We start from the raw sequence: 15,701 nt of genomic DNA on the forward strand, positions 1-15,701 counted from the left end.
CCGAACACGATTGGTGGGTCACGCACGCTCGAGGGAGAGAACGCACTCGGATACCTGACCCAATTGGCGTCGTCGAGTGTCACGCCTCGACGACCCGCCGACGCGTTCACACTCCTGCGTGACCCCCTCACTGTGGTTCGATCGCGGCTGTTTTTTCGCGACGACTGGACAGGCTCGCCAGGCTAGATGCGCCCAGTCAAACTGAGCTCGCGAGAACAGCTATCGCGCGACCGTCGTGTGATGGCGTTGCAGTGACGGTCACTCTCGACTCTCGTCTGTGGCTGGTGCGAGCGACTCGAGCGCTGACTCGGGCACGAGCCCGTCTTCGGACCAGCCACGTGCATCGTAGTACTCGGTGATCGAATCCTCGAGATCCGGGATCTCGTAGGGGAGTTCGTCGTCGTCACGGTCGAACCCGCGCTGGTTGTTGAAATGACGCTCGAGCTGGACGGTTCGCGCACCGACCTCCATAAGCGCTGCATAATCGGCATCGAAGAGCGTCTCGAGGCGCTCGTCGGTGACGTAGTCGTCTCCGAAGGCACAGACGATCCCCGTGTCGCGAAACGCGTTATGATTTTCCTCGGCGACGAGCGTTTCGGCTTTGCCGAGTGTTCCCTGTGGGTCGAGTTGCCCGCTGTACTCGAGACTCAACAGGCTCGCATACATGTGGTCTGCGCCGCGATTCGCGACGGCGTAGGACAGCCCCTGGCCGTGGAGGACGCGACCGTCGTGGGCGGCAAACTCCACCCCCTTGACAGTGTAGTCCTCGACACCGAGCTCGTCGTGACAGCGGGCGACGCCCTCCGCGAGTTGCTCTCCCACGCCATCTCGAGTCGCGATTTTCTCGACGAGGTCCTGAGCGAGGGCAGCGTTTCCGAACTCGCCTTCGCTTGCGAGGTACGCAGCGACGGTAACACCCGCGGAGATAGTGTCCATGCCGAGCGTGTCACACAGCTCGTTCGCTCGCATGACGTCGACGATATCACCGACGCCCTGCAGCGAGCCGAAGGCGTAGACGGTCTCGAACTCCGGCCCTTCGGTCTCGACGCCGGTCGCCTCGTCCCGCGTCGGGAGCTTGCAGGCGTACGCACAGGCCGAGCACGCTCCTTTCGTGTACTTCTTTTCCTCGACGGCGTCGCCACCGATGGCAGCGACGTCCTCGAACTCGTACCCCTCGAAGTACCGTGTTGGGAGCGAGAAGTTGTCGTTGATAAACTCGGTGCCACCCGTCGTTCCCTGTCGGCGCATTCGGTCGTCCGACTGGGCAGCCTCCCGATGAATCTCCATCTCCGGCGGGTTTGGAATCTCGAGTGGCGGAGCCACGTCGCCGTCGAACGTGACGCATTTGACGTTCTTCGAACCCAGAACAGCACCGAGGCCGCCACGCCCGAACGCTCGCGAGTCGAACGTCATCACGGACGCAAACCGAACCAGGTTCTCGCCTGCCGGGCCGATCGCGATGCAGTGTTCGGGGCCGAGGTCGTGATGGTCGCTCATATAGTCGGAGGTTTCGGGAACAGTCGCACCCTCGAGTTCCGGCACGTCCTCGAATTCGACGCCAGTGTCTGTGACGTGGATGGCGAGCAGTTCGTCGCTCTCGCCTGTCACCTCGAGGACGCTGTATCCCGTCGCAACGAAGTTGCGTGAGAGATACCCTCCGGCGTTGGTCGAAACCAGCCCGTCAGTCAGCGGCGAGAGGCCGGTCATGTTCATCCGCCCGGTAAAGGACATCTGGGACTGCTGGAGTGGCCCCGTCGAAAGATAGACCCGGTTCTCGGGACCGAACGGATCCGCATCGAACGGAATTCGCTCGTGGGCGAGTGCCGTCGCCGTCGCGCGACCGCCGACGGTGGCTTCGAGGACGTCGTCGATTACCGTCTCACGTGTGGTCCGTTCACCGGCATCGACGGTGAGCAGTGGCCCTGTAGCAGACAGCATACTCACATGGTTTGAGACCGTGCTCCTTAGCTGTACGCGCCGCTTTCAGCCGGTTGACGACACGGATAGTCAGCAACTTCAACATTCCAGTGACGGTCCATAGCCACCCAGTACCAGAATACCCTCTAGTAACAACTGAACCGATGGCCACACGCGTCGCACAGCCGTCGTGCGATGCGGTGTGCAGTGGCCACTGTAATGACAGTTGGTGGTCAGTAGCAACGGTCGCTATCGCCAGCTAGAAAAAGCTTTGAGACCGGGGCAAATACAACCCCAGCGATGCAGTACGACGCGGTCCTGTTCGACTTCGATGGGGTCGTAGTCGAGACGCCCTCGTCCCAGCGGATGTACGACGCACTTGGACGAACATACGAGAAGCTCGGACGCTCTGGCCCCGTCGCAGCGACGCTTCAGGAACTCATGCACGGCGACTTCGAGTCAATCGCTGACCGCTGTCGACGCCTCGAGATCGACACCGACACGTTCTGTACCCAGGCGGCCCGCGAGATGGTTCGAGCCCAGCTCTCGGAGGTCGAGAACGGGCTGCGGTCGATGTATGACGACGTCAGTACCGTTCGCTCGCTTTCGGTCCCGCTCGGAATCGTCAGCGACAACCACCCAACCGTCGTCTCGCGGCTGCTCGATCGCTTCGGCCTGCGATCGGTGTTCGAGACCGTCTACGGCTGTCCCCTGACGCCGGAAGGGTTCTCCCGCCGGAAACCCGACCCGACGAACATCGACCGCGCGATGGACACCCTCGAGGCCGAGTCGGCGCTGTACGTCGGCGACCGGGCGATCGATGTGCAGGCCGCCCACAACGCGGCGATCGATTCGGCGCTGCTGACGCGCTCGAGTGAGTCGCCAGCGGACGACGCTGCCGACATCGAGCCGACGTATCGGCTGTCGTCGCTCACGCAACTGCCGGCAGTGCTCGAGTAGCCGGCTGCCAGTTTCGAGCCCGCAAGCGAACTGCCGTGTGTGGCCCTCATACCGTCGAACAGAACTCTATGAAGAGCGTTCGCCGAACGGGTACGGCGAATTCTCACAATATAGTAACAACTGCAGCTATTTACACACTGATCGCACAGCCGTCGTGCGATCAGTGTGCAGTGACTTGCAGTGGCTACTATAGTTCTGTCCGGCAGTATCTGTCCTGATCGATTCGGACGGATCCTGGGACCGAGCCAGTTATACACGCTGATTGCTGAATTCTGGTGTGGTCCCTGCCGAATCGAATACGTCCGCAGAATCCGACTCATTGCAGAGTCACAGCTATCGTATCACCGTCGATGACGGTCGCGAGTCGTTTTTCGCACTGAGTATCGAAGACGCCTCGAGTGAAGAGGCGTGGCTTATGTCTGATACCGTCGTCGCACTGGAGAACATGCGATAAGTACCGACCGAATCATCAGTGTTCCGTCTGCTTCTCTCGAACCACCCACAACAGCTGTCACCGGCCTCGAGACGTGACGGCGCGACAACACTCGGTTCGCCGATAGAAAACCGCTTCAGAACGCACGCCGTTGCCCCACTCGATGAGGCGTCGGATGTTTCTGACCGCTGGTGGCGTTCTCGCGGGGACAGTTACAGCAGGGGTCGTAAGCCGGCCGTCGGCGAACGAACACCTGCTGGGAGCGGCGCGCGAACCCAACAGCGCAGGCGAGCCCCAGCGAGTGACGGAAACGATTCTTCCCGGCACTGCCCACGAGACGCAGCTGTACGAGGTCGATGCACCGCAAACTGGTCCGACGGCGATGGTGTTCGGGGGCGTCCACGGCGACGAGCGAAGCGGGATCGACGTTGCCCACGAGATTACCGACTGGTCACCCGACGCAGGGACACTCGTCGTCGTCCCTGAAACCGACCGCGTGGCCGTCGACAACGACGAGCGTGAGGGTATCGACGGCGACCTGAATCGTCAGTTTCCGACCGACAGCGAGCCGGTGAGCGAACTCGCGCGTGGGATCTGGAACGCCGTCGAAGCCCACGATCCCGACGTCGTTCTCGATCTCCACCGATCGCTCGGGATCTACGGATTACACCGAGAGTACGTGGGACAGGCGATCTTTCACTCGCCGAACGCCCACGGTGGCGCACTCGCCGACGCGCTCAACGACGACGGCGTCCCGTGGTACCTGCCGTTGCATCGGTTTACCGCCCGGGAGACGTCGCTCTCGGGCTCGTTGCTCTTCCAGAAGGCGGCCCGCGAACTCGAGACGAGTGCGTATCTCTTCGAGACGACCGAGTTCCTCCTCGACCGCGAAACGAAAGTCGACCTCACGCGACTGGCAACGGCGCACGTCCTCGCGCTGCATGGACTGCTCGAGGTCGAGGTGGTGCGATGACAGGGCTGTTTCGACGGGCGCTCTCGAGTCCCGCAACGATCGCGACGTGGCTGTTGCTCGTCGTCCCGTTCGCGCTGGGCTGGCTCTCGACGGCGCTGTACTCACCGCTTTCGCTGCCGGGCTATCTGCTCTATGGCCTCGGGACAGCCGTCGGCAACGCCATCGCGCCGCGCTTTGAGTTCTGGCTCTACTGGGTTCCGTTTCTCGCTGGCTGTTGTGCGGTGTCCGTCGTCGTCGGCGTCGGCTACGAGTGGTGGCGCGACTGGACGGATGCGGGCTCGAGTGGTCGTCGTCGACAGTGAGCTGACCGCCGACCGGTCACGCTGGCCGCCAGCATCGGGTCGCTCGAGACAGCCTTGCCGCGAATCAGTCCCTTTTTACGCCGTGGTGGGGAATCATCGGTTATGAGCTTCGAGGAAGACGACCACGTCGTCCTGCACGACGAGCACAGCGAGTTCGATGGAGAGACCGGCACCATTACGCAGGCGATGGAGTCGATGTTCGGTGACGTCACCTACACGATCAGCTTCGAGGACGGACAGGAAGCCGGCGTTCCCGAGGATGCCCTCGAGGCAGCCGACGTGGACGACGAAGACGACGAAGACGAATAAGCGAGTTCCAGGGAGCACAACGGGCTCCCATCAACTCGAACCGCACCCGTATCACACAGATGCCACAGATCCCGCTTCACTACGTCGATTTACGCACGTTCTGTTACGCCACCGAGGACGAGAAACGCGTCGAGGAGGCGCTCCGAACCTTCCTCCCCGAGGAGTTCGAGATTGAACGCGTCGAGAGCGAAGGCCACTACGGCGACCGCATTCTCGTTCTCTCAGCACGCGTCGAGAACGCCGACGACATCCGTCACGTCCTCGCTCGACTCGCCGACCTCGAGTCGTTCGACCAGCTGATCGACGAACTCGACGAGCGGGTCACCGAGAACACCGAACTCTTCTTGCGACTGGACAAGCAGGCGGCCTTCGGCGGCGATATCCGTCTGGGTGATGGAATCACCTTCCGTGGCAAGGTCGAGGCCTACCCGGCAAAGAAAGAACAGGCCGTCGAAAACGCTGAGGACGTTCTCGAGCGACTCCGAGACGAGTCGTAGATCGGCCGGCTGTCGGTTGCTGTCACCTTTCACCGGAGCCGACGGTACAGCCGGAGCAACGCCGAGGTCGCCGTTCCAAAGCCCGGCACTCGAGACGAGACGGCAGCAGCACCGAGCAACAGAAGCCCGCTCCGTTTGCGCCCCTTCGCAAACTCCATGACGGCGTCGAGAAGCGTCGTCACGACGCTTGCGTTTTTCAGCAGGTCCGTTCGGTCGTGTGTCACACTCATTGTGATCGTTCTCACGGCGGCCGTCGACAAACGATGGGTGCTTGCAGGTGTCGGCTAGCCCGTCACAGGGTGCGTTCGCGTGTCAGATCTTCGAGAGCGAGCAGGCACTCGGGCCCTCGAGTCGACCAGTGAGCGCGGCGCTTTTCAGCCCAGCCTGCGACGGCTTTCGTATGCACATCCACGTCGTCGGTGACGATCCGGTTCGGTCAGCCGTCGTCGCCGCGCTCGGAGACGTCGATATCGCCATCGAAGACGCCAGTCCGGACGACCTCGAAGCGGCTCGGTTCGCGGTCGTCAGCGATGTCGCTGGCTCGGCGACGTTCACGCGGGCGAACGAGGCTGCACAGGCGGGCGGAACTCCGTGGATCGCCGTCGAAATCGGCGGTGTCGGCGGCTACCCGATTGCTGACGTCGACGCGGCCGTCTCGGGCTTTGCCCCGGCGACGGGCTGTTTCGACTGTCTCCGCCAGCGTGTCGCGTCGAATCTCGAGGAGGGGGCGATGAGCGACCGACCACAGGCGGATCGCAGCGCTGTCCGACTCGCCGGCGCAGTTGCCGGCCGGGAGTGTGTGCGAGTCCTCTCGGGCGAGGACCAGTCGGTGATCGGGCAGACGGTCGAACTCCCCCACAACAGACGGCGATTCCTTCCGGTGCCGGGCTGTGACTGCCAGACCGAGCCACGATCACGGGCCCTCGAGCGTGACGACGACTCGCTCGGTCTGGATGCGGCCGTCGAACACGCCGAGGCGGCGATCGACGACCGGGTTGGGATCGTCAGGAGTATCGGCGAGGTCGAATCGTTCCCCGCACCGTACTATCTGGCGACGACAGCCGACACGTCGGGCTTTAGCGACGCAAGCGCGCCGACACAGGCCGCCGGCGTCGCCGACGACTGGAACGCAGCGTTGATGAAAGCCGTTGGCGAGGGCCTCGAGCGCTACTGTGCTGGCATCTATCAGAACGACGAGTTCGTCCACGCAAGCGAGGCCGAGTTGGAAACGGCAGTCTCACCGACCGATCTCGTCCGGCCGGACGACGCCCCCGAATACGACTCGAGCGAGACGTACCGGTGGGTTCCGGGCGAGGACCTCGCGACCGGCGAGTCCGTCCATCTGCCCGCCGCGGCCGTCCAGTTCCCCCAGCCCGGCGAGTCGCTCGTGCCATCGATCACGACCGGGCTCGGGCTCGGCTCGTCAACTGTCGACGCCCTGCTGTCGGGACTGACGGAAGTGCTCGAGCGCGATGCGACGATGCTTGCGTGGTACTCGACGTTCGACCCGCTCGGGCTGGCAGTCGACGACGACGCCTTCGCGACCCTCGAGCGCCGTGCCCAAAGCGAGGGGTTGTCGGTGACGCCGCTGCTCGTCACCCAGGACGTCGATGTCCCCGTCGTTGCTGTTGCCGTGCATCGAGAGCCGGCTGCGCTGGATGGCGACATCGAGCCGGGCGACGACGCGTGGCCCGCGTTTGCCGTCGGCTCCGCAGCCGGACTCGACGCCACGGCTGCCGCACGGTCGGCACTCGAGGAAGCCCTCCAGAACTGGATGGAACTCCGGAATTTGGGGCCCGAAGAGGCCGCCGAGGCGTCGGGGGCGATTGGCGAGTACGCCGCCTTCCCCGACGCTGCTCGAGCATTCATCGACGTCGAACAAACGATTCCCGCAGCCAGTGTCGGCCCCGATCAGGTGCCCTCAGGTCAGGAGGCCCTCGAGGCGCTCGTCTCACGGACGGCCGACATCGGCTTGACGCCGTATGCGGCCCGACTGACGACGCGAGACGTCGAGGAGATCGGCTTCGAAGCGGTCCGGGTCGTCGTCCCCGGCGCACAGCCGCTGTTTACCGGGGCGCCGTACTTCGGCGAGCGGGCTGAGCAAGTGCCGACCGATCTCGGATTCGAGCCACGGCTCGAGCGGGCGTTTCATCCGTATCCCTGACTCGCTCGACTCGAGAGCGAAGAACACCGCAGCCGATCGCGTTACTCGTCGGGGTCGCTGTCGGGATCGTCGGTTTCGTTTCCGTCGGGATCGACCGGTTCGCTCGGCGTACCGTCCTCGCCGTCGACGGTCACGTTGTCTTCGTCGTCGCCCCGGTCAACCTCGATCACGAGCTCGTCATCGGTAAACCGGACCATCACGAGTTGGGTGTTCTCCGTCACCGACACTTCTCTGACCTCCACTGCTTCGTCGTCATCGATTCTGGAAACCCGGAAGCTTTGCTCCGTTCGATCTAAGTGCGGTGGCCCAACGGTTTCGTTCGGCGTGATGGAGTAGCTCTGCTCGTAGCTTTGCCGACCCGTCTCACGCTCACGAGCCTCGAGATGGAGGTTGTGTGTGCGTTCGGCTTCGCTGTGGATCTCGATCGGGATGACACCCTGAAATCCGAAATGCTCTTGGACCCCATCGAGACAGCCCGCAAGCCCAGCGGTAGCAGCCACCCCGGCGAACTGAAGTACCCTGCGACGATTCACGCTCGAGAGTCAGGGATGAACGAACGTAGGCGTTACTCTTCAGCTATTTCTCTCGAGCAGTCAGCACTGGCGTATGGTAGACCAGACCGTGTGTTTTTATCCCGTGATAGAGAAACACCCGCGTATGGAGAAAGTCACGATCGACGAGATCGATATCGAACGCAATCCGATGGAGGTCCACTCGGTTCGGCGGCCGATCTCACAGGCACTCGGGATGACGGATTTCGCGATGAACTACTTCGAGCTCGAGCCCGACGAGTCGTTTTCGGGTGGGTTTCACACCCATCACGATCAAGAAGAGGTGTTTTATGTTCAGGAGGGTGTCGCCACGTTCGATACGGAAGACGGTGAGGTGGCCGTCGAGGCCGGTGACGTGATCCGGTTTGCACCGGGAGAGTTCCAGCATGGATACAACGATTCCGACGAGCGCGTCGTCGGATTTGCCTTCGGCGCACCCGGTGCTCGACACGACTGGAGCGAGATCGAATCACTGATCTACTGTCAGGAATGCGAGGAGGAAGTCGGCCACGGGCTCGAACTCATCGACGGGAGTGCCTTCCGGATGACCTGCACGGCGTGTGAGAACACGTTTACGCTCAGCTGATCGCTATCGCCGACCTCGAGCGTCTCGCAGCGTGGTGGCGGGGTGCTGTTCTGGCCACCAGTGTTGAGCGAGTGTCTCAACTGAGACGGGTTCGACACCGACACAACGGCGTCGCTCGATCGGGTGTGAACTGATAGACGCCGCTGACGAGGTCGCCGTCGAAGTGCAGTGGTGTCTCTGTTCAAGAGACAGCTGTTGACATGTTAACGGTCACCTTCTCATCCACAACGAACATGTTACCTAGTATTGCGGCGGACAAGAGCGCTGCAGCGATGGGGAGGCGTCGAAAGAGGGCACGACTGTTCCCTGAATCCAGGTGACTGTCCTCGAATGGGTCGTTCCCGGTCCATAATCAAGCCGACCGCAAGATGACTTCGATACGAGCAATCTAACAATGGCACGAAACGTTACAATGAGCCTGATCGGTGTGCTCTCAGTGGGTGCACTGGTGACGGCAAGTCTCGGGTGGTACAGAACGTTCTCGTTTATCGGCGGGGCGATCATCCTTTCGGTGATCGCGACGTCGACGATCGAGCGAAGCGATAGCGACCCCGACCTGGCCCCGTATACGGGGCTGATCGGCGGACTGGCAGTGTTTTTCCTGATCGGTCTGAGCGGGATCTGGCTGACGTGGGATCCCTCGGTCACCGAATACAGTTATATACTCGGGCTCCCAGTTCCGACGCTTATCTACTTCGGGTTCCTCTGGCTGTTGCCGCTGACAGCAGCGATCTACTACTCGGTGATCTTCGATCGGATCGCCAGTGAGGAGATCGTCAACGACGTCATCGACTCCGCGCGCAAACAGCAGCGCCAGGAGTCGTTTCCGCTGGCACCGAACAGATCGAAGGGTCCCGCAGAAGCGACCGACGGTGGTGAGGTGACCGATGAATAACTTCCTCTCGATGCTGGCGCTCCCGCTCCAGCAAGACGGAATCCCTATCGCTGACGACCCCATCATCATCGCCTTCGGAGCAGCGTACCTGCTGGTCGTTCTCGCGATCGGAGCCTGGGGATGGATGCAGACGGAGTCGACAAGTGACTTCCTGATCACCGGCAAGAGCATCGGAACGTGGGTGCTTGCGATGACCGCGTTCTCGGTGATCCAGTCCGGCTTCGGCTTCGTCGGTGGCCCCGAACTCGTCTACTCGTTCGGGACGACGGCGCTGTGGATCTTCTTTACCGCGCCGCTTGGCTTCCTGCTTACCTGGATCGTCCTAGCAAAACGGATGCGCTTGCTCGCCGACATTCGGAACGTGTTGACGCTTGCGGATGCGACCTACGTCCGCTATGAGAGCGAGTGGGTCCGCGGGCTTACCGGGTTCGCCGTCGCCCTCGGTGTGGTGGCCTACCTCGCGGTCAATCTGGCCGCACTCCAGTTCGTCATGCGGGCGATCTTCGGCATCCCCCTCATCTGGGGACTGCTCGGCGGCGCGTTGATCCTGCTGTTGTACAGCATGCTCGGCGGCATGATCGCCGGCGTCTGGACCGACTTCCTGCAGGCGATTACGATGATCATCGGTGCTGTGTTCGTCTTCGCCTACGCGATGTCGTTCGGTGGCGGTATGGAGAACATCTCCCAGAACCTGGCGAGTGCAGATCCTGCCCTCGTCTCGCCGTTCGGCGCGCTCGGTGGTCCGGAAACGGCCATCCTGGTCGGTGTCGCCTGGTGGGTCCTGTTCTCCGTCGGCGCGGCCGGCCAACCTCATCTCATCACGAAGTTCTACATGAGCCGTGATATGACGATCCTGAAGTGGGGCGCACCGATCGCCGCCATCTCGTACGCGATCTCGAGTATGATCGCGTTCTCCGCCGGGTTCTCGATGCGAGCGATGGTCGAGGCTGGCCAGATTTCGGAGACGTTCTCGCCGTCTGAGGTCGGTCCCGTCTTCGTGCTCGATCACACGGGAAGCATTATCGCTGGCCTGATCCTCGCAGCATTGCTCGCGGCGATCATGTCGACGAGTGACTCCTTCCTCAACATCGGCGCTGCCGCGATCTCGCGTGACATCCCGCGAGCGCTGGGACACCCGATCACGGACGACCAGACGGAACTTCGCGTGACCCAGGCCGCACTCGCTGGACTGACGGTTCTCGCGACGGTCGTCGTCTTCTACTCACAGGCACTGGTCGGCATTCTGGGTGCGATCAGCTGGGGCTTCTTCGCCGCCGCGTTCGTTCCCGTCGTCGTCTTCGGACTGAACTGGAAGGGGGCGAGAAAGGAAGGCGCGATCGCAGCCCTCGTCGTCGGGATGATCTTCAACATCGTCTACAACGCTATTCCGGAGATCGCAGCCGTCACCGGAACCGAATGGCTCAACGAAGCGATCATGGCGACGTACCCGTACCCTGCTGCGGTGCCAGCTGAAGCGATCGCGCTGCTGGTCGCAATGGTCGTCTTCATCTTCGTCTCGCTGCTCACACAGGCGACCGAGGATGAACGAGCCGTCCCAGCCGACCTGCACGCGCTGTTCGAACGATGACGACCGTCGCCCAGTCCCAACCCATGACCGACACCGAAACCACGATTGCACGACTCACTCGCTGGCTCCGCCAGCGCCCGAACTCGATCGAGTTCTGGGAGCTGGTCATCACCGACGAGCGAGTCGTCTGGTGTTACGTCGGCCAGTCCTACCGATCGATGCTGCTGCGGGCTGATATGGGTGAACGCGATCGGGCGATCGTCGACGACAGCAAACTGGACGAACTCGAGGAGTTGGCCAAGGAGAACTTCGCCGTCCCGCTCGAGGCCCTCGAGTCGATCCGACTCGTGGAAGGCACGCGGTTTCGGCGCGCGAAACTCGAACTCGAATGGCGAGACGACACCGACAGCCGCTACAATGGCCAGATGACGCTGGTCAGTACCAGCGACGCCGACTCACAACGAGACATCGTCGCCTCCCTTGAGGAGGAACCACGCCTCGAGCACGTCGACATCGAATTCGACACGCGGCGCTGGCCGTTTTTCTGACGGCGCGTTTGGGAACGCACGTTCCCGACCGCCGACGTCGGGGACAACATATCGATCGGTGTCGAGCCTCGTACGCGGCGGCAGCCGGATATCTTTTTACACTGAACGGAGAGTGTTCGTGTATGTCCATGGATGCTCCATCGGCCGAGATCGACACGACACTCTTCATTACCGTCTCCGGACCACCGGGATGTGGGGCAACGACACTGTGTACCCAACTGGCCGAAGCGATGGGCTGTCCGTACGTCTCTGGGGGCGACATCTTCCGCGAGATCGCGGACGAACAGGAGATGACGCTCAACCAGCTGACGGCGAAGGCGGACGAATCCGACGAGATCGACCTGGCGATCGATCAGCGCTTGCAGTCGATCGCCGAAGAGTGGGGGATGGCGAACAAGCCGTTTATCCTCGAGTCCCGGCTGGCTGGCTGGCTCGCCGGTGAGCGTGCCGACCTTCGGATCTGGCTGGATGCCCCTGAAGACGTCCGACTCGCTCGTATCGAAGACCGCATCGAAACCGAAGCCGAGATGCGCGTCCGAGAGGTCAGCGAAGCCGGCCGATACAAGTCCTACTACGAAATCGATATCGACGAACGCGAGTTCTACGACCTCAATATCAACACCGCACGCTGGAGCAAACGCGGCGTGTTCGAACTCGTTCGGGCCGCCTTAGAAGAGTACGATCCCGAAACCGACGAAGGTGCGTTCTCTACCCCGACCGTCGATCTGTAACTCGAGGTCGCGTTCGGTCCAGTCTACTGCTGACTTGTGTGGCTGATGACGCCGGTTCTTTCTTGTTGTATGTCGACAAACATCATGGTATGTCATACTACGTCACGGTTACTGAGGAGACGTACGCGGACGCACGCGAGTCGTTTTCGTGGGATGTTCCAGACGGCTTCAACGCAGCTGTGGATCTGGTCGGGGAACACGACGGCGACCAGCCTGCGCTGGTGCAGCTAACCGACGACGGGTCGCGGACGACGTACACGTTCGGCGACCTCGACGCTCGGTCGAACGCCGTCGCAAACGCACTCGAGGCACGTGGTATCGAACACGGCGACCGTGTCGCTGTCGTCGTCCCGCAAAAGCCGGCGAACGTGCTCACCCATCTCGCCTGCTGGAAATTGGGAGCGATCTCGCTTCCGCTCTCCGTGCTGTTCGGTGACGACGCGCTTCGATATCGGCTGACCGACAGCGACACTCGCGTGGCCGTCGTCGATGCTAGCCAGTTGGCGACGATTCGCGAGGTCGCCCCCGACTGCCCGGCGCTTGAGTCCGTTCTCGTGGTCGATGACACGAGTTCCGAGACTGTCGACCAGCAGCGAATCGATGGGGTCACCGTGGAGCCGTTTGACACCGCCGTCGACTGGACGGCGACGGCGCTCGAACCCGCCGACACCAACGTCGACACGCCCGCGATCATCATGTATACGAGCGGCAGCACCGGGGAGCCCAAAGGTGTCCTTCACACCCACGGCGTCTGGCTTGGCCACTGTCCGGCGTTTCAGCTCTACTTCGAGCACGACGTGCGCGACGGCGTCTACTGGACGCCAGCCGACTGGGCCTGGATCGGCGCACTCGGCGATCTCGTCTTCCCCGCCTGGCATTACGGCCAACCGGTCGTCGGCTACCCGATGGGGTCGTTCGACGCCGAGCGCGCGTTCGAACTCATGGCGACCGAAGCTGTGACGAACACCTTCCTTCCGCCGACTGCGATCCGGATGCTGATGGACATCGAGGAGCCGACAGAACGCTACGATCTCTCGCTCGAGTCGATCTGTTCCGGCGGCGAACCGCTCACCCCGGAGATCCTCGAGTGGGCCGACGAGACGCTCGAAGGCGTGGTCGTCAACGAACTCTACGGGCAGACGGAGGCGAACCTGCTCGTCACGAACTGCCGGCAGTGGTTCCCGGCGAAACCGGGGAGTATGGGGAAACCAGTTCCAGGCCACGACGTCGCGGTGCTCGAGCCCGAGACGGGCGAGCGGGTCGACTCGGGCGAGGTCGGTGAAATCGCGGTGCGCCGCGGTGAGGATCCCGTAATCTTCGAGTCGTACTGGAACGACCCGGCGAGGACGGATGCAGTAACGCTCTCAGACGGGCCGGATGGCGACCGCTGGCATCTTACTGGCGACCTCGCCGAGCGAGACGAGAACGGGTCTCTCTGGTATATTTCTCGAGACGACGACCTCATCATCACGAGCGGCTATCGCGTCGCGCCGCGAGAGGTCGAGGAAACGATGCTCGCCCACGAAGCCGTCGCTCAGGTCGGTGTCGTGGGTGTCCCTGACGAACGACGTGGTGAGATAATCAAAGCAGCCGTCGAACCCGCATCGGAGGCGTCTGCAACCGACGAGCTACGGGCCGAGCTTCGCGAGTTCGTTCGCGATCGGCTAGCAGCCTACGAGTATCCGCGCGAAATCGAATTTCGTGATGAACTCCCGACGACGACCACCGGCAAGATCCGGCGGACGGAGCTCAAACCGGAGTGATTAGCTGTTGTCGGGCGAGTAGTTCGGCGCTTCGTCGGTGATGACGACGTCGTGAGCGTGACTCTCTGCCTGGCCGGCCGAAGAGACACGGACGAACTCCGAGCGCTCTTTGAACGCAGGAAGCGTCTCGGCACCGACGTACCCCATCCCCGACTGCATCCCACCGGCGAGCTGGTGGAGTTCGGATTTGAGCGTGCCCTTGTACGGCGTCGCGGCCTCGACACCCTCTGGCACGTACTCGTCTTCTTCGTCGGGTTCGTCCTTGAGATATCGGTCGCTGTCGCCCGACTTCATCGCGCCGACGCTTCCCATGCCGCGGTACTGCTTGTACTTCTTCCCGTTCATCGTGACGACGCGGCCGGGGGCCTCGTCGGTGCCGGCGAAGTATGAGCCGAGCATGACTGCGTCTGCGCCAGCGGCAACCGCCTTGATTGCGTCACCGGAGTAACGAATGCCGCCGTCGGCGATCACGGGAATGCCGTGTTCGCTTGCGACGTCTGCGACCTGTGCGACGGCGGTGATCTGGGGCATTCCGGCACCCGAGACGACACGCGTCGTACAGATCGAACCGGGGCCGATGCCGACCTTGATTCCGTCCGCGAAGTCGGCGAGATCCGCTGCTGCCTCGCGGGTCCCGACGTTGCCGACGACGACGTCTGCGTCGACGGACTCTTTGATCTCTCGAGCGCCGTCGATAACGTTCAGGTTGTGCGCGTGGGCGGTGTCGATAAACAGCACGTCCGCACCAGCCTCATCAGCCGCCTCAGCCCGGTCCTGTTCGAAGGGACTGACAGCGACCCCACAGCGAAGTCGGCCGCCCTCGTCACGGACGGCTTCTTTGTACTCTCGGCGCTGGAGGATGCCCTGCATCGTCACGAGCCCGACCAGCAGGTTCTCGTCGTCGACGACTGGCACACGCTCGATCTTGTGCTCGTACATGAGATCGAACGCCTCGCGGGGATCGATCTCCTCGGGTGCCGTGACGACCTCGTCAGTCATCGCCGCGGTAACCGGGTCCTCCTCGTTGACCTCGAGGTGGGGCCGGATGTCGGTACTCGAGATAATCCCGAGCACTTCGCCGCGGGTGTTGACGACGGGTGCGCCACCGACACCGCTGCGGGCCATCCGCTCGTCTGCCTCACGGACGCTCATCTCAGGGTCGACGGTGATGACCGAGTCGAGAGGGATAATGAGTTCGTCGGCGCTTTTGACGCGCTCGATCTCCTCGACCATCTCGTCGATGTTCATATTGCGGTGGAGCACACCGAGGCCGCCGTGGCGGGCCATCGCAATCGCCATCCCGCTTTCGGTAACAGTGTCCATCGCCGCCGAAAGGATCGGGACGGAGACCTCGACGTTTCTGGAAACCTTCGAGGTGAGATCAGCCTGGTCCGGTTCGACGCGACTCTCTTTTGGCCGAAGGAGTACGTCGTCGAACGTTAGCGCTTCCGGTACTGCTAGTTTCGAAGAATAAGTCCCATGTTCGGGAACGTCGTTCGCCATGTAAGCCGTCGGAACCCACGAGCAAAAAGCGTTGCGAGATA

At 62.4% G+C, this 15,701-nt stretch carries 17 protein-coding genes; 13 read left to right on the top strand and 4 right to left on the bottom strand.

The window, feature by feature from the left end; genetic code table 11:
* Positions 1 to 258: 258 nt before the first annotated feature.
* Positions 259 to 1,938: an aldehyde ferredoxin oxidoreductase C-terminal domain-containing protein gene (locus tag ACERJA_RS11710; protein WP_373608366.1), complete on the bottom strand. Its 1,680-nt coding sequence runs from the start codon at positions 1,936 to 1,938 to the stop codon at positions 259 to 261.
* A gap of 279 nt (positions 1,939 to 2,217) precedes the next feature.
* On the opposite strand from ACERJA_RS11710, the gene ACERJA_RS11715 reads away from it, so the two are divergent.
* The 6 genes from ACERJA_RS11715 (at position 2,218) to ACERJA_RS11740 (ending at position 5,391) form a co-directional block, all read left to right on the top strand.
* Positions 2,218 to 2,877 (top strand): HAD family hydrolase, encoded by a 660-nt coding sequence (locus ACERJA_RS11715; protein WP_373608367.1) that lies wholly within the window; start codon positions 2,218 to 2,220, stop codon positions 2,875 to 2,877.
* A 277-nt stretch (positions 2,878 to 3,154) separates the two neighbouring features.
* A complete protein-coding gene (locus ACERJA_RS11720) occupies positions 3,155 to 3,331 on the top strand; it encodes a hypothetical protein (protein WP_006065649.1) in 177 nt (58 codons plus the stop codon).
* A gap of 142 nt (positions 3,332 to 3,473) precedes the next feature.
* Positions 3,474 to 4,283: a succinylglutamate desuccinylase/aspartoacylase family protein gene (locus ACERJA_RS11725; protein WP_373608368.1), complete on the top strand. Its 810-nt coding sequence runs from the start codon at positions 3,474 to 3,476 to the stop codon at positions 4,281 to 4,283.
* Complete coding sequence (locus tag ACERJA_RS11730) at positions 4,280 to 4,585, top strand: hypothetical protein (RefSeq protein WP_373608369.1); 306 nt, start codon at positions 4,280 to 4,282, stop codon at positions 4,583 to 4,585. The genes ACERJA_RS11725 and ACERJA_RS11730 overlap by 4 nt, the downstream gene beginning before the upstream one ends.
* 102 nt (positions 4,586 to 4,687) lie before the next feature.
* Positions 4,688 to 4,894 carry a DUF1918 domain-containing protein gene (locus tag ACERJA_RS11735; protein WP_373608370.1) on the top strand — a complete coding sequence of 69 codons (207 nt, stop codon included), beginning with the start codon at positions 4,688 to 4,690 and terminating at the stop codon, positions 4,892 to 4,894.
* A 59-nt stretch (positions 4,895 to 4,953) separates the two neighbouring features.
* Entirely contained in the window at positions 4,954 to 5,391 is a 438-nt protein-coding gene (locus ACERJA_RS11740; protein WP_373608372.1) for an RNA-binding protein, read from the top strand.
* A 29-nt stretch (positions 5,392 to 5,420) separates the two neighbouring features.
* Here the strand turns inward: ACERJA_RS11740 and ACERJA_RS11745 are convergent, their stop codons facing one another.
* On the bottom strand, positions 5,421 to 5,621 hold the full coding sequence (locus ACERJA_RS11745; RefSeq protein WP_049889742.1) for a hypothetical protein: 201 nt from the start codon (positions 5,619 to 5,621) through the stop codon (positions 5,421 to 5,423).
* A 170-nt stretch (positions 5,622 to 5,791) separates the two neighbouring features.
* On the opposite strand from ACERJA_RS11745, the gene ACERJA_RS11750 reads away from it, so the two are divergent.
* Positions 5,792 to 7,555 (top strand): YcaO-like family protein, encoded by a 1,764-nt coding sequence (locus tag ACERJA_RS11750; protein WP_373608374.1) that lies wholly within the window; start codon positions 5,792 to 5,794, stop codon positions 7,553 to 7,555.
* 41 nt (positions 7,556 to 7,596) lie between these two features.
* On the opposite strand, the gene ACERJA_RS11755 is transcribed toward ACERJA_RS11750, so the two are convergent.
* Positions 7,597 to 8,088 carry a hypothetical protein gene (locus ACERJA_RS11755; RefSeq protein ID WP_373608375.1) on the bottom strand — a complete coding sequence of 164 codons (492 nt, stop codon included), beginning with the start codon at positions 8,086 to 8,088 and terminating at the stop codon, positions 7,597 to 7,599.
* A gap of 124 nt (positions 8,089 to 8,212) precedes the next feature.
* Between ACERJA_RS11755 and ACERJA_RS11760 the strand changes: the two genes are divergently transcribed.
* From ACERJA_RS11760 to ACERJA_RS11785, 6 genes are all read left to right on the top strand, one after another.
* Complete coding sequence (locus ACERJA_RS11760; protein WP_373608377.1) at positions 8,213 to 8,692, top strand: cupin domain-containing protein; 480 nt, start codon at positions 8,213 to 8,215, stop codon at positions 8,690 to 8,692.
* A 394-nt stretch (positions 8,693 to 9,086) separates the two neighbouring features.
* On the top strand, positions 9,087 to 9,587 hold the full coding sequence (locus ACERJA_RS11765; protein ID WP_373608378.1) for a hypothetical protein: 501 nt from the start codon (positions 9,087 to 9,089) through the stop codon (positions 9,585 to 9,587).
* A complete protein-coding gene (locus ACERJA_RS11770; protein ID WP_373608379.1) occupies positions 9,580 to 11,175 on the top strand; it encodes a sodium/proline symporter in 1,596 nt (531 codons plus the stop codon). The genes ACERJA_RS11765 and ACERJA_RS11770 overlap by 8 nt, the downstream gene beginning before the upstream one ends.
* The gene (locus ACERJA_RS11775; RefSeq protein ID WP_373608380.1) at positions 11,172 to 11,663 is read left to right on the top strand and encodes a hypothetical protein; all 492 of its coding nucleotides are present in this window, start codon (positions 11,172 to 11,174) and stop codon (positions 11,661 to 11,663) included. The genes ACERJA_RS11770 and ACERJA_RS11775 overlap by 4 nt, the downstream gene beginning before the upstream one ends.
* A gap of 122 nt (positions 11,664 to 11,785) precedes the next feature.
* The gene (gene cmk / locus ACERJA_RS11780; protein ID WP_373608381.1) at positions 11,786 to 12,394 is read left to right on the top strand and encodes a (d)CMP kinase; all 609 of its coding nucleotides are present in this window, start codon (positions 11,786 to 11,788) and stop codon (positions 12,392 to 12,394) included.
* An 89-nt stretch (positions 12,395 to 12,483) separates the two neighbouring features.
* Positions 12,484 to 14,157, top strand: coding sequence for an AMP-binding protein (locus ACERJA_RS11785; RefSeq protein WP_373608383.1), 1,674 nt, complete (start codon positions 12,484 to 12,486; stop codon positions 14,155 to 14,157).
* On the opposite strand, the gene guaB is transcribed toward ACERJA_RS11785, so the two are convergent.
* Entirely contained in the window at positions 14,158 to 15,660 is a 1,503-nt protein-coding gene (gene guaB / locus ACERJA_RS11790) for an IMP dehydrogenase (RefSeq protein ID WP_373608384.1), read from the bottom strand.
* Positions 15,661 to 15,701: the final 41 nt, after the last annotated feature.

The sequence above is a fragment of the Natronorubrum sp. A-ect3 genome (assembly GCF_041821125.1).
In the GTDB taxonomy this organism is placed as follows: domain Archaea; phylum Halobacteriota; class Halobacteria; order Halobacteriales; family Natrialbaceae; genus Natronorubrum; species Natronorubrum bangense.